Origin of the sequence: Streptomyces sp. NPDC001508 (assembly GCF_040298665.1) — a bacterium.
In the GTDB taxonomy this organism is placed as follows: domain Bacteria; phylum Actinomycetota; class Actinomycetes; order Streptomycetales; family Streptomycetaceae; genus Streptomyces.
In genome coordinates, this window is sequence record NZ_JBEPAP010000002.1 from 377161 (window position 1) to 391600 (window position 14440).

Genomic DNA, 14440 nt, shown 5'->3' on the forward strand with positions numbered 1-14440 from the left:
GTGAGCAGGACCAGCCTGCCCCTCGAGCTGGAAGCCCAGGCGGGTGGACTGCACCGGCCACCGCATCGACATCGAGATAAGCGCGAGCGCCATCGAACCAAGAAGGACCTCAGCCGCCCGAAATCCGCCTGTGTTCCGGGTTGTTCAGGTGCCCCATTCCATCCGTACGGGCTCGCGGGCTGCGGCGAGGGCGCCGTCGAAGTCGGCGAGGCGTTCGGCGAGGGTGGTGGTGGCGATGCGGGGCGGTAGGGCCGCCGAGAACTTCAGGCCGCGGACTGCCCGCGGGTCAACGGTGGGCAGGGTGAGGGAGTCGGGGAGCTCGGCGCGGGCGGTTTTCCAGTCGGTGGGGGAGAGGTCCTGACGGAGGCGGACATGGGTGTCAGTGGGGCGCTGTACGGGGTCGGCGAGGCTGCCGAGGGAGGCGGTGAGGGTGGCGTTGGCGCGGTACCCGGCCCAGGTCCACCAGCGGGTGGCGTCCGCGTCGCGGACCAGTAGGGTGCCCGCCGGGTGTACTTCGTGGGGTGCGCGGTCCATGCGGAGTTCAGCAAGGGCCGCGACGGCGCGGCGGGTGAGGCGGACGTCGGGATCCGTGCCGAGCAGGACGTCGCGCATGGCGCGGGTGAGGACGTAGGAGAGCCCGCGGGCTTCGCTGCCCTGCCATTTGGCGATGCCGCCGTCCTCGACGGGTTCCACGAAGGCACGGCGTCGGGCCCAGTCGATGAACGTGACTTGCCAGCTGCGGCCGGCCAGCAGCAGGCGGCGCGGGCCCGGTCGTTCTTCGGTGAGGACGGTGGGGTCGGTGGTGCCGATCTCGGTGCGTCCAGCGAGCACCGTGAACTCAGGGGGTGCGGTGAAGGAGGCGGTCAGCTCCATGAAGTGCCGGCGGCCGAAGTGCTTCTCGGCTTCGGAGCCGATGAACAGCATGCCGCCGTCGCTGTCGAGGAAGCCTTCCGCGACCAGGTGCGACAGGAGGGGCGCGGCAGACTGGTCGAAGGGAGCCAGGCCGTTCCACTGCTCGGGCCACAGCCGGTCGCCGACGCGGTGTTCCTGCAGGGTGATGGCGAGGAGCTGCTGGGCGACGAGATGGCGGGGTGAGGGGGGCGGGGTGACGGGTTCAACCCAGCCACGGGCCCACAGAGTGAGCAGGCCGGCGGCTTGGAGCAGAGTGTCGGGCCGGGTGGCGAGGAACAGGCAGTTGCGGGATGTGCCGGCGCGGCGCCCGGTGCGGCCGATGCGCTGCAGGAACGAGGCCACGGTGCTGGGTGAGTCGATCTGGATGACACGGTCGAGGTCGCCGACGTCGATGCCGAGTTCCAGGGTGGAGGTGGAGACGATGACGCAGTCGCGGGCTTCGGCGAATGCCTGCTCGGAGCGTGCGCGTTCGTCGGTGGACAGCGAGGCGTGTGAGAGGAACACGGTGACGTCGCGGGCGCGCAGTGCCGCACCGAGTTCTTCCACCTGCTTGCGGGAGTCGCAGAAGACGAGCCGTTTCTCGCCCCGGTGCAGGGCGGAGATCACCTTGGCGGCGTTGGCGAGCGATCCGACGTAGTCGAGCTCCACCTCCCCTGCGGGACGCGGGTGTTCGGTGGTGTCGGTTGTGGCGGGCAGAGTGACGCCGGGGGCGACGACTCGGCCGGGGCGATCGGCGGGGCGTGCGCCCTGGAGCCAGGTGAGCAGGGTGTCGGGGTTGCCGACTGTGGCGGACAGCCCGATGCGCTGGATGCGGTGGCCGGCGAGCCGTTCCAGGCGTTCGAGCACGGCGAGCAGGTGCCAGCCGCGGTCGTCCCCAGCGAAGGCGTGCACCTCATCAACGACGACGGCACGCACCCGGCCCAGCATGTGTGCGTGGTCGGTCTTGACGCTGATGAGCATCGCTTCGAGCGACTCGGGTGTGGTGAGCAGGAAGTCGGGGGATTCGGTGCGGATGCGACGGCGTACGGACTCGGGGGTGTCGCCGTGCCAGAGGGCGGCTCGGCGCCCCAGCCACTGGGCGTAGCTGTCGACCCGGTGCACCAGGTTGTTCAGGAGCGCCTTGAGCGGGGCCAGGTAGAGGACTGAGGTGCCGGTCCAGCGCTGCTCTCGCATGGCGGACAGCAGGGGGAAGGTGGCGGCCTCCGTCTTCCCGCCCGCCGTCGGCGCGAGCAGGACCGCGTCCTCGCCGTTCATCAGCGGGTGCACGGACGCCTTCTGCAGCGGGCGCAGATCGGGCCACCCGAGCGTGTTGACGATGTGGTGCAGGACTACCGGGTCAAGGCGCTCCAGCGGGTCGGTGCCGCGCGGCTGCTCCTGCACGTCTGCAACTCCCGGGCCGTTCATCAGAGTTCGGGACTTCGGGACTGGGTCGTCAGATGTCGAGGTCGAGGTCGTCAGCCGAGGCGGCCGGTGCGGGCGCGGCGAAGTTCCGTTCGGTGGCGGTGAGCTCACTGCTGCCCACGGTCAGCTTGTAGTGCCTGCGCGGGTCGAAGTCGGGGAACTGGTCGATCCGGTCGAGTACGTCGCCAACCAGCTTCTTCAGGTACAGCCGTGGTGCGACTCCGACCTTCCCGCCCAGTGCCCCGCCCACAGCCCGGGCCAGGTCGGTGAGGTAGGAGTCGTCGGCAAGCTGCTTGATCCTGTCGGGGGACTGGGAGCCTTCGGTATACAGGTCGCGGATGGTGGCGCCCAGGCCGGTCAGTGATGCCTCGGTGAATCCGGGCAGCCGGATCTGGACGGCCCGCGGGTTGTCGAAGCGGGGGTCGGTGGTGAAGTCGGTGGCGAGGCGCTGGGCGAGCGGTGCGAGTCGCTGTACGCCCTGCTGCCCGTCGTAGAAGGCGGGCGTGCCGGTGATGATGAGATACAGGCCGGGGAAGCGGCCGGAGTGGACCTCGTCGATGAGCTGCCGCAGCGCGTTGAGTGCTTTGTCGCGGGCGTCGGAGCGGACCCGTTGCAGGGTTTCTACTTCGTCCAGGACGAGGACGAGGCCGGCGTGCCCGGCGTCTCTCAGCACGGTGAGCAGGCCCTGAAGGAAGCCGAAGGCACCGAAGTGGTCGAGGTCGCCGCGGACGCCTGCACTGCGCCGGGCGGCTGCGGCGACGTGCGGCTGGCCGCCGAGCCAGGCCATCACCGCAGCGGCGGTGGCCTCGTCGCCGGCATCCAGGGACTGCTTGTATCCGCGCAGGGCGGTGGCGAACGCGGGGGCGTGTCGGGACACCTCGGCCAGACGGGCAGTGAGCAGCCGGTCCACAGCCTGTGGCAGCTCGCTCTCGCTCGCGCCGTCGGCGAGTGCATCCTCCTCGAGTGCGTAGAACCAGGCGTCTACGACCGGCCGCAGGGCGCTGGGCGGGAAGCTGGCGGTGGCCAGGCGCTCAGTGAGTCGCCGGTAGACCGTCTCCAGCTTGTGCAATGGGGTCTCGGTCTCTGACACCTGCACCTCGGCCACGGCAAAGGTGCGCCGTTTGGCGCGCTCGCTGAGCCAGCGGGTGAAGAAGGTCTTGCCGGATCCGTACTCGCCGCGCACGGCCTTGAACACCGAACCGCCTGCGGCGGCAGTGTCCAGTTCCTCATCGACGGCCCGCTCGAAGCGGTCTAGTCCGGTGGCGAGCAGGTCGAGGCCGCTCTCGGGGACGGCGCCGCGCCGCAGCGCGTCCACGACAGCACGCCGCCGCACCGCGCTGACCGGGGTGGTAGCCCCGGATGCTGAAGATCCAAACGGGTTCACCCGAATAGTCTCCCATCCGGCTGCCCACCTGGCCGGACACCCGTGCGTGCACCGCGCCGCTGGTGCTCGGAGCGGCCGGGCGGGCCGACTACCCCGCCCGGCATGGCCGCAGACACCCGGTTCACAGTCCGAACTGCTCGATCAGCTGGCCCCGGTGCAGGCGCAGGGTGCGGTTGTCGGGGAGAATCTCCAGGATCTGGGCACCGTCATAGTTGAGGAGCTGGGCCAGGGTCGCGGCGAGGCCAGGGGCACGGGTAGCGGGTTGGCCGGCGCGTTCGGCCAGGGCGGTCATGGGCAGGGTGCCCGCTTCGACCAGCGCGGCCAGAGCCTTCGGCAGAACCGCCTTGTCGCGTGGCACACGGGCGAGCAGTGCCAGCTGTTCCTGGTACAGCGCGGTGGCCATGAGGCGATTCACCAGTGCGGTGGCAGGGTCCTCTGTTTGATCGGAGACGGGTACGGCGGTGGGCTTCACTACAGAGGCGACAGGTTCCTGTGGTGCGGAGGGTGCGACCTCGTCCTCGCCGAAGAGACTGATAGCGCCCTCTGTCAGGGGCGGGGTTGCCTTCTTGGCCTGCTTGCGGCTTGGGCGTGCAGCGGTGGCCTCGGGTGCCGCGACGGCATCGGCTCCGGCCCTCGTCTCGGCCGCTAGTCCGGTGGTGGCCTCGTTGTCCTGCTCCCACCATGCGGGCGTAAGGTCGCCCAGTTCCCGCCATCCCGTAGGTGGCTCCGCGCCGAACGGCAGTAGGGCGAGCAGGGGGATGGTGAACTCGGCGAGGGTTGCCCCGCCGTGGTAGCCCGCCTTCAGCGCGGTATACCGGGCGTCGTGGTCCCGCAGCGCGACGATCCGCGATCCGGGCTCCGGCCAGACCACCCGTGGCCCGGACAGCTCAATTTCGGCCGGTGCGACGGGTCCGCCGGGGGCTCGGTGACGGGCCGACCCTATGGCGCCGGCCGCCGCGTCGATCTTGCTGCCGCGTCGCTCGACCACATGGCCGTGGTCGGAGGTGAGGAGCACGGTCATGTCGTTGGCGCGGGCAGCCCGCAGCAGCGGTTCCAGGCCGCCGATCTCCTTGATCTCCCAAGCGCCGTCGCCGAGCTTCTGCTCCTTGGCGAGCCGGTCGTCGACGGTGTTGAGGACGACCGCTACATGGGTGCGCTCGTCGGCGAGCGCTTCAGTCAGGGCGGTGGAGAAGGGCGAGCCGGTGTCGGGGCTGCGCAGATCGTCCTTGTGGAAGACAGCCGCAGGGGCCCCCTTCCAGCACGGGTGCTGGGGGAAGAGCCGCTTCTCGTCGTTCTGGTCGCCCTTCATCAGGGTGCCGGCGAACAGCGAGGTGCGGGAAACGGTGGTGAGAGTGGGCAGCGCAGCGGCCACGGCACGCCTCACCGGTGCTCCGGTCGCGCCCTGCAGCGGGTCGAACTCGGACCAGTGTCCGTGCAGTTCTTCACCCAGTTCGGCTGCGATCGCCGCACTCATTCCGTCGATGAGGAGGAGCAGGACCCGTCGGCCGGGACAGTCCACGACGGGCGCGACGACCCGGTCCAGGAAGCTTTCGACGGTGAGCATGGCGCCGGGGGCGGTGCCATCTGCGGTCCACACCGCGAGCCGCTCGGAGAACGCGCGGTCCAGCTCACGACGTTTGCTGCGCACCTGCTCGCCGATCCGGCTGTAGGCGTTGGCGAGTGCGTCGTCTGCGTCGCCGCCCGCGTCCAGGTGTTCCAAGGCTCGGTCTACCCAGCCGAATTCGCGTATCTGGCGGGCGGCGCCGTCGGCCACCGAGGCGATGTCGACTTCAGGCTGGGACGCCAGCCACCGCCGCAGCCGCGCTGCCATCCGTACCCGTTCGATACGGGCCTGGGTGGCGCCGTCGACGGCCAGGGCGTGTTCGGCCAGCGCGGTGATGGCAGCCGTGACCGTCTCGGGACCGCCGTCGGTGAGGGCGCGGCCCGCGGCGGTGAAGCGGGCATCGAGTCCGGCGGCGAGCAGCGGACTGGCAGCGGCGGCGGTCTGCGCCCCGAACTGTGTGACGAGCTGTGCGGCCCTGCTCAGGACCGGGTCGGCGAGCCGGTGTTCGCCCCGGTCGACGAGGCCGCGGACGTACGCCTCACCGCTTTGCCCGAAAGAGGTAAGGAGTCGGTCGAGGTCGTCGCCCTGGGCGGGGGGCTGGTCGCCGAGCCATCGCTCGGCGCGCCCGCGCGCCCGGTACAGGTCGTGGTCGGCCTCCGCGTGCCCCCACAGAGCCGCGCAGACGACCGCGTAGGCGGCTGCGTCCGCCCCGTGGTCGGCGTCTACCAGGGCGGTAATGATCTTTCCAGTGGAGCCGGCCTGTTCGGGTTCGGCGAGGAAGCGGGCCAGGCCGGCCCGTTCCGGTCCGCGCAGGTCGCGCAGGAGGTTGGGGCCGCCGGGGATGTGGGTCCACCGGAACAGGGTGATGGGGTCGATGCGGTCCCCGTCGTCGTGTGCAGCCGGCCCGCCCAACGCGTCCGTGTCACGGCGGCCGAGCCGGAGCCGACGCCGGGCCAGCCGGGTGAGGGCTTCGTCTCGGGACAGCAGTCCTTTACCGAGCGAGGGCCAACCGCGGCTGGCCGCCGCGTCAAGGAGCGCTTCGGCCGCCCAGGTCTCCCTGCGCAGCCGCCCGTCAAGACCGCGCGCGTCGAACGCCTCCTGCACGACCTCCCAATTGTCGACGGACCGGATCCTTCCGCCGTAGACGCGGGCGAGCAGCCCGGGGTCGAGGTCGGTGTCCTCGCGGTCGGTGAGGACGACCAGGACTTTGGGGTCGGGAGGAGTCGGCGCGTCGAGGTGGCCCAGGATCTGCTCGTGCACGGCCAGCACCGAGGGCGCGACGACCACCCGCGCCTGCAGCCCGCTCGCCGTACGCTGCACGGCGGGCCCGTCCCAGACGGGAGCGGCCCGCAGCAGCAGTACGCGGACCGTGCCGTCACCGAGCCGACTGCGGGCGGCGAGGTACTGACGGACGGTTCCTGCCGACAGCCGGGCGGGGCCGGCGGTCGCGGTGACTGCGGTGACCGTGTCGGACATCAGTCGACGACCTTCCAGATGACCTCGACGGTGACGTTCGGGTGCTCGGCCGCGAGCGCCGCGATCTCCGCCTGCAGTTCAGCGGCGGCCCGGGCGGCGGTAGTCCGCCCGCCGCCGGAGCGGGCCACGGACCGCGAGGGTGTGCGCGGCCCCGGCTGCTGCGGCGGCTCCGGCAACACCTGCGGGTGGGCGGAGCCGCCGTTCAGGTCCACGCTGTCGGAATTCGGCGGAGGAGTGGGCGACGGCTGGGGGCGCTCGGCCGTGCTCTGGCGAGACCTCAGCAGGGACAGCACTTCCCGGCCGCTGGCGTGCAGCACGCCCGGCAGGTCGGGGTAATCACCCGGGTCGCCAGCAGCAGCATCCCGCACCCGCTCCAGAACGGCCGCACCGTCCACGCCGAGGGTGTCGGCCAGGCCCAGCTGGTCCCAGCTGGTGTTCTGCAGCGCGCTGGCGACCTTCCCGGCACTCTTCAACGACATGCCGTACCGGTGTGCGGAAAAGTCGCCGAGAGGGAAACGGGCGAGCCGATCCACGACGGTCTTCGCCTCGATGCCAGCTTCTGTCACCTCCTTGACCAGCTCCTGCGCCCGCCGGGCAAGGACGAGCCGGGGGGAGTCGTCGTTCAACTGGAGGAAGGCACGGTGCTTCTCCAGCTCCCCGACGAGCCGTCCGGCGTCCTGGCCGAGTGAGGCGGCGGCCTGCTTGATCTGTGCGGCGAACTGGTTGACGATCCGGCCGCGCCGCAGTTGCGGCGCCTGGTCGCCGAGCATGGTCTCGAACCGTTTGCGCGCCTCTGCCCAGTCACTCTCGGTGGGCAGTTGCTGCTCGCGCAGGGCGTAGTCGCCCTTCAGCTCGTGCGGTGCGGGCGCGGGTTCGATGGGGACGCCGCCGCGCACCCACACCCGGTCGGTCATCTCCGCGTACGCGGCGGCGAGCAGCCGGCGCAGCGGCTCGGGCAGTCCGCGCGGCTCGGGAAGGTCGCTCCAGTCGGAGAGCTTGACCAGGGTCGGCTCGGCGGTGCTGTTCCTGCGAGCCTGGTCGTTGAAGTGGTCGGGCCAGGCGGTGGACTGCCGGTAGTACGCCTCCCGCATGGCGCCGAGCCCGAGGCTGCCCGCGATCCGCGCCATGGTCTTGCGGTCCTTGCCGTCGACCTCGGTCTGGCCGTCACGGTTCTCGGCGGCCTTGCGGACATACTCGAAGACGGTCTTGATCTCGACGGGCTTCACCGGCCTGCCGGTGCCGTCCGGGTCCAGGTCGGGGTGGGCGGGGTACTGGTGGGCGAGCAGCTTGCCGGCCAGGTCGCGGGCGGCCGTATCCAGAGTCGCGCCGAGCGGAAGCCGCAGCTCGTGCACGTCCTGCTGGGCGACCAGGTGGGTGTCGAAGCTGAGGTCGACGACCCCTTCCTGCTTCTGCGTGAGCCCGTACGCCTGCCGCAGCGCCTGGGTGACGCGCTCAGTGAGGATGAGGAGCTGCGACTGGAGCATGCCCTTGGCGCGCTCTTTGTCGTCGGCGTTGAGGCTGCGCGCGAAGTCGGAGTCGAAGCGGGCCTCGTCAGCGAGGGCCTTGTCGATGACGACGAGGCGCTCGAAGTCGCTGCGGGAAGCATCGGTCAGGTGGGTGGGCAGCCAGGCCAGGGTGCGTGAGTCACCACCCGGTTTCTCCCGCAGGGCGCGCAGCCGCTGCAGGTCGTCCATCGGCCCGAACTCGCCCTCGTCGTAGGGGAAGTCGACAATGAGCCGCCAGGCGTCCTCCTGGCTGGGCCGCAGGGTCGCTTCGGGCAGCGAGTCGACATCGGCGACGTTACCGAAGACGACCTCGACCTGCCGTTCGGTGCCCTTCCACACCAGGTTGAGCACGTCGTACGCGTCGAAGCCGCCAGGCCCGTCGCTGACGCCGAGCGCCTCCTTGAGCAGGCCGCGCATCTTGGCACGCCGGTTGTTCTGGTTGTTGTGCACTTGGGCGTTGGCGAGGACGGCGTCCAGGTCGACACCGGTGAGCTCCAGCCGCACCACCGCACCCGGCCCGGTGCCGGTGACCTTTATCTCGGGGAAGGTCGCCGCCCACTCCTTCGCCTTCTGCTCGAGCCGGCCGACCTCGGTGCCCGCGATGCGGGTGGTGATGGAGCCGTGGTTGAGGGCGTGCAGCCGCGCCAGGGTGAGGTCGGCCAGCGCGGGCACACTGGGCGCGAGCGCAGACAGCAGCAGGGTCTGCAGCAGTCGGCTGTCACCGGTGAAGTCGCGGCAGCGGGCCGCAAGTTGCGGGTCGCCGAGCGTTTCGGGGCGGCGTCGGTACGCCTCGACCTGGTCCTCGGTGACCTGGTTGGTCTTCAGCAGGTACGGGCGCAGCTTGTCCCGGTACAGCTTGTCGGCAGCCTCGAAGTGAACACTGGTCTCCCCGCTGAACGCCTTGTCGCCGCCGCCCGCGATCGCCGGGTACAGGTCGCCCAACGGCACAAGCTGCCCGAGCCGCCAATCGTCGCGGTGATCGACGAGCAACTGGCTCATCAGCTTCAGGCCAGTGCGGGAGCGCTGCAGGGCCGCGGAGATGTGTACCAGGGTGTCCATGAACGCCGGCGGAAACGGGTACGTCCGCCTGAACGCGCCCTCGTCCGCGCCGGTGGTGGACTTGTCATGGCCGAGCAGGGTGTCCCACACGTCCGGACCGAGCCTCTTGGCCTCGGTGAACGCCGCCTCCACCTTCGCCTCGGCCTCCGGGCTGGTGGGCTTGAGCAGGCGGGCCTGCGCGATCTGTGGAAGGTTGCGGTCCTCCAGGACGATCTTGTCGAAGCGCCCGCCGCTGAGCTTCAGACTGTCCTGGACGGCGGCCTCGGCGGCCCCTGACATTTCCTCGCCGACCAGCTCACGCAGGTCGCGCTGGCGGGCGATGAATGACACCACCGGGATGGCGCGCCGTTCGTCGCCGCCCTCCACAAAGTTCGTGATCTTGTCAGCTTCGCGGGAGACAAACTTCTGGTCGTGGATGCGGGAGGCCAGCCACAGGATCAGCTCGTCCATGAAGAGGACGAGACCGTCGTAGCCGAGGGACTTGGCGTGCGCGGCGATGATGCCGAGCCCCTTGTCCAGCGAGACGAACCCGTCGGCATCCTCGGAGGCGTTGCGCGAGAACGACGGGAACAGAGTCTGGGTGAGGTCCTGCACGAGCCGGGCCCGCAGTTCCCGCGGCGTGGAAGGGTTCTCCAGGTCGAGGTCCTTGGTGTTCTCATGCTCCTCCGGTGCGTTCACCGCCTGGTCCAGTAGCTCAGTGGTCCAGGAGAAGGAGTCACCCCACTCGTCCTCCTGGCCGTCGCCGGCATCGGCGAGCTGCTCGATCACCCGCTCGTCGCCGTTCCGGCGGCGCTGCTCGGCGAAGTCCTCGAAGAGCCCGTCGGTCCGGTAGACCTGCGGCAGCGGGCAGTCGGGGTGGATTTTCCGTACGTGCTCCACGTACTTGCCAAGTACGCGCTGCTCCAGAGACTTGGAGCCCAGCATGTGGTAAGGCACCAGCAGGAACTTGCGGTCGTCTGCATCCAGCCAGGCGTGCCTGGCTCGCACCGGGTCGAGGTCGCCGCGCGCCCGGGCGGCCTGGTTACGTGACAGCAGCGCGTAGAGCACGGCCATGAAGTGCGACTTACCGGAGCCGAACGAGCCGTGTAGATAGGCAGCCTTCGACGAGCGGCTGTCCAGCGCGGACTTGATCAGGTCGAGGGCTTCGTCGAAGTTGCCGAGCAGCCGGTCGGTGACGACGTAGTCCTTCAGCGCCGCTTCGGCCCCCTCGGGCGTGACCGCTTCGTTCAGCTTCAACACGAAGTCGGAGGTGGACACCGACTCCGGGATGTCGATCAGCTCCCGAAGCAGCGGCCGGTCCTCGGGACGAGGATTGTTCCTGTTCATGAAAGCCATGGTGTGTCTGCTCCTCGCCCTGCTCAGGCGGACTCTGCGCCGCTTACGGCCTCGGTGACGGTGTCGTTGTCGGCATCGATGATGGACGTCTGGACGGCGGCCTTCGCGCCCGTGCGCGTACTCGATGTGGCGGCCTTCGACGCGCCGCGTCCACGGCTGGCGGCTGACGGACGCCAGGCCCGCAGTGCATCGTCGGTCAACCCGAGTTCGCCCTGCTTCTGCTGCCTGAACGCCAGGATCTCGGCTGCCGGCGACGCCCCGAACTCCGGGTCGTATTCGCCATACCACTGCTCCAACCACGGCTGCAGCTCAAGCAGCCCGGCCAGGTAAGGCACGAGGTCGTCGTCGCTGAGCCCAGCCTGCTGGATGTACGAGGCGAGCGCGAGGGCCTGCTCCAGGTGATCCCAGCCAGCCCACCCGTACAGCTCCGGCGACTGCGCGTTGACCGTGCCGTAGGACACGAACCGCTCCTTGGGCACATCCAGCTTGCCGCGCGCACGCCAGTAGCTCGGCTTCAGGAAATCCGCCGAGGTGTACTTCGGCGGCACGGGCGTCCGCTCACGGACCTTCCGCTTGGCGGGCTCGTCGGGCGCGGCGTCCTCCTCCCGCTGCAACTTCCACACCTGTTCCCAGTCGGCACGCTTCTTCAGCCCGGACGGCTTGTACCGCAGCGCGGACACGAACGGCACATGCTCCTCGGACAGCAGCTCCCGCACGGTCTTCACGAGGTCCTGCCGGGGCGCGTACAGCTCAGCAACGGACGTGAAGTCCTCGTCAGCGGAGAGGGTTTCGGAGAGCCGGGCGAGGGTGATGACAGTAGGATTGCCATTGGCGTCGAACCAGTACGCGCGGTCCTCGACCCGGTCGAGCAGCCAGGACTTCAGCGCCTTCTGCCGCATCGCACCCCAACCCTCAGTGGCCCAGCGCCGTTTGTACTCGGGGCGCTCCACCATGCCGATGGCACGGTTCGACTCGATGACCCCGATCCGCCTCCGCACGAGCGCCTGATAGTCGGCGGGCCAGTGCGCTGGGATCTCCGTGATCGGCGTCGAGGCGTGTCGCTTGAACCACTCGCCACTGGCCTCACCGGCCGCAACCCGCCGAGCGAGCACAATCTCGAAAGCCCGCTCGCCAAGGGCAAGTTCGGGCACGGCGGAGGTGTCGGGCAGGCGCAGATCCTCGGAGTGAAGGTCGTAGAGGGAGTACACCTGCCAGTCCAGCTCCTCCTGGAGGGCGATCATGCGGCCGCGAATCGAGTCGTAGCTGGCTTGGGCAGCGCGGAGGGTCGGAGCAAGGGGGGTGGCCTTGGCAGCGAGGGCGGCGGGGGTCGTCGCTGCGAGTTGCTGGGCAAGCGAATCGAGTTCCCCAGCGAGGGCGACGGGGTACTTAGCAGGAAGCGGGAATTCTCCGATCTTGCTGCCGGTGAACTCGTAGAAGCGTTCCCACGCCTGTGACTTGTAGCCCTCGTTTACGCCCTGGCTACCCTTGTCATGGCTGACCATCTTGAGCCAGAACCCGGCTGTAGAGCTATTGAGCAGCCCGAGCAGTCGCACGTGATCCTGCTCAGTCGCCCCGTCTCGCAGCTTAATTACAGGTGCGTGGCGATTAAAGACACTCCCACCTCGGTCCAGAACGAAGTGGTTATGGGTGGAGACAAATGCAAACATTACCGACAGGGGTGTAGCGTATGCCGATGACGTGAATTGCATGTAATCCCACCAGTTGAGGCCAGCGGCAGCCATATCCCCCTGGAAGGTACGCCGCTCCCGGAGGAGCGTCCGGTAAGGCCAGAGTTCCTCTTGAAGTTCTTCTGCCTTCATTCCCTCCGCGTACGGAAACCAAATGGAATCCTCTGCCGCGGCATGCCAATCTCTGACGACATCACCAGTCAGAAAGGGAAGGAGGCTCGACTTGTCGGCTCTGGTTTGGTATGTGGGACGGCTTGGCCTAACGTAGGCGCTATCGGCGCCTACGCGGACGGCGCGACCGATACCAGGGTCGATGACATTCACCAACGACTTTGCGGTCGCCGCGGACAGGGCTTCAACCAACTCCAGTCCGCCATCAGCCAGGATCCACGGCTGCTTCCCGAAATACCGACCTCGCTCCAGGTCGTCGACTGACACCCACTGTCCCGCGCTCCCCGGTCGGTCGATCAGCTCAACGATCGCCCGCCACACCAGCCCCTCCGCTTCCTTCCCCTCCTCGGGTGCCGAAGGCTCCCCTTGCACGCTGCGTACCGTCCGGATCGTCGCCTGCCGCTTCGATCCCTCCCTTGGTCGCCCGACGAGAATCACCGTCGGCGTCCCATGCCCCGGGATGACTGCCCCCGACGTGTCGATGACCTCCGTCAGCTCAACCTTGTGCGCGAAGTACTCTTCGATGAGCGTGGTGCCGAACTCTCGCTTCATGAACGAGTTCGCCGTGATCTGACCGACCATGCCGTAGCCGTTTCCGTCAGCTCTGCCTCGCTTGGCCAGCTCGAAGAACCGCTGGGCGAAGGGGACGGACAGCGCGTATGTTCCCGCGCACGCGTCGTACAGCTGCCGGTACAGCTGGTTGAGCTGCTTGTCCTTGACTGTGATGTAAGGCGGGTTGCCTACGACCACGTGGTAGCGCCCCTGCTCCAGGATCCCGGGATGCTCGTGCACGTCCTCCGTCGCGTACGAAAAGTCGGCCAGCGGGTCACCGGCTGCGCTGCCGCCCTCCTCCTCAAGGGCGAGCCCCAACTGCAGTTCCAGCTGCCGGTCCTTGATGAGCGAGTCGCCGACTGCGAGCTGGATGGGCCACTCGTAGCGCCGTGCCTCCTCGAAGGTCCTGATGCCGCTCGCGGCCATCGCCGCGACCAGGAGCCGGAAACGGGCCACGGCGACCGCGAACGGGTTGAGGTCCACCCCGTGCACCGAGTTCAGGGCCGCTCGCACCCGCTCGTAAGCGCCGACCTCAGGCCGCTGCTCGGCCCACATTCGCACAAGCCGCCGGAATGCGCCGAGCACGAAGTGGCCAGACCCGCACGTCGGGTCGATCATCTTCAGCTCTTCGAAGCCGAACTCCCGCACTGCCGGGGGCATCGTCCGGTTGAGGATGAACTCCTCCACGAACTCCGGTGTCTGCAGCAACGCGTACGTCTTGCGGGCCGTCTCGCTCAGGTCTTGGTACAGGTCGCCCAGGAACCGGGTGTCCCAGCCCTCGGTGCCGTTCTCGCTCAGCGGGTCGCTGAAGTCGTGCACGAGGACCGGACCGTCCGCCCCTTCGTCCTCGTTGACCTCACCGACGCGCTGCTCCCGCCAGAATGCGAGCAACGCGCCGGCGCCGTCGTGCGACAGCGGGATCTGGTAGAGCGGGTTGTGGTCACGATCGAAGAGCAGCCGCCCGGCCTGCCCTGCGCCCAACTCGGCGAACGCCGTCTCCAGCCATCCCCGGTACGTCGGGTCGGCGTCCTTCTCCAGGTATTCCTCGAAGCGCGCCTGGGCGGTCTCCCGCCCCGCCACGTCGGGGGAGGTGATGTATGGCTCGGCAATCAGCCGGTTGTCCTCGCTGAACCGCACGAAGACCGTGCCGAGCACCCAGGCAACCGCGACCTGGGTGATCCGCTCGCCAAGCCAGGCGTTCCACGTCGCCGCCGTACGGCCCAGCTTCCGGGCCTGCTCATACTCACCGCGCAGCCGCGTCCCGACCTCAGGGACGGCTTTGACCTGCTGTTCCAGATCGGTCTCTGCCGCCTTGACCTGCTTCTGCAGGTCGGCGAGGAGGATCTTGCGGTCGATCACGAACGGCTCCTGAGGAGAAAGGCGAGAGGACGGA

At 69.0% G+C, this 14440-nt stretch carries 5 protein-coding genes; all 5 read right to left on the reverse strand.

Annotation, left to right across the window (positions count from 1 at the left end):
* Positions 1-144: 144 nt before the first annotated feature.
* The 5 genes from ABT245_RS03895 to pglX all read right to left on the reverse strand — a co-directional run bounded on the left by ABT245_RS03895 (position 145) and on the right by pglX (position 14406).
* Positions 145-2316 carry a DEAD/DEAH box helicase gene (locus ABT245_RS03895; RefSeq protein WP_502982063.1) on the reverse strand — a complete coding sequence of 724 codons (2172 nt, stop codon included), beginning with the start codon at positions 2314-2316 and terminating at the stop codon, positions 145-147.
* Between the two features lie 28 nt (positions 2317-2344).
* Positions 2345-3697: a BREX system ATP-binding protein BrxD gene (brxD, locus tag ABT245_RS03900; protein ID WP_351728184.1), complete on the reverse strand. Its 1353-nt coding sequence runs from the start codon at positions 3695-3697 to the stop codon at positions 2345-2347.
* A gap of 121 nt (positions 3698-3818) precedes the next feature.
* The gene (gene pglZ, locus ABT245_RS03905) at positions 3819-6737 is read right to left on the reverse strand and encodes a BREX-2 system phosphatase PglZ (protein WP_351728185.1); all 2919 of its coding nucleotides are present in this window, start codon (positions 6735-6737) and stop codon (positions 3819-3821) included.
* On the reverse strand, positions 6737-10636 hold the full coding sequence (gene pglY / locus ABT245_RS03910; RefSeq protein ID WP_351728187.1) for a BREX-2 system ATPase PglY: 3900 nt from the start codon (positions 10634-10636) through the stop codon (positions 6737-6739). Before pglY ends, pglZ begins: the two co-directional genes overlap by 1 nt.
* A gap of 23 nt (positions 10637-10659) precedes the next feature.
* Positions 10660-14406 carry a BREX-2 system adenine-specific DNA-methyltransferase PglX gene (gene pglX / locus ABT245_RS03915; RefSeq protein ID WP_351728188.1) on the reverse strand — a complete coding sequence of 1249 codons (3747 nt, stop codon included), beginning with the start codon at positions 14404-14406 and terminating at the stop codon, positions 10660-10662.
* Positions 14407-14440 lie beyond the last annotated feature (34 nt).

Bases quoted from the DNA above. Each gene is read 5' to 3' on its own strand.
- pglY (WP_351728187.1), bottom strand. From the start codon at position 10,636: ATGGCTTTCATGAACAGGAACAATCCTCGTCCCGAGGACCGGCCGCTG.
- ABT245_RS03895 (WP_502982063.1), bottom strand. From the start codon at position 2,316: ATGAACGGCCCGGGAGTTGCAGACGTGCAGGAGCAGCCGCGCGGCACC.
- pglZ (WP_351728185.1), bottom strand. From the start codon at position 6,737: ATGTCCGACACGGTCACCGCAGTCACCGCGACCGCCGGCCCCGCCCGG.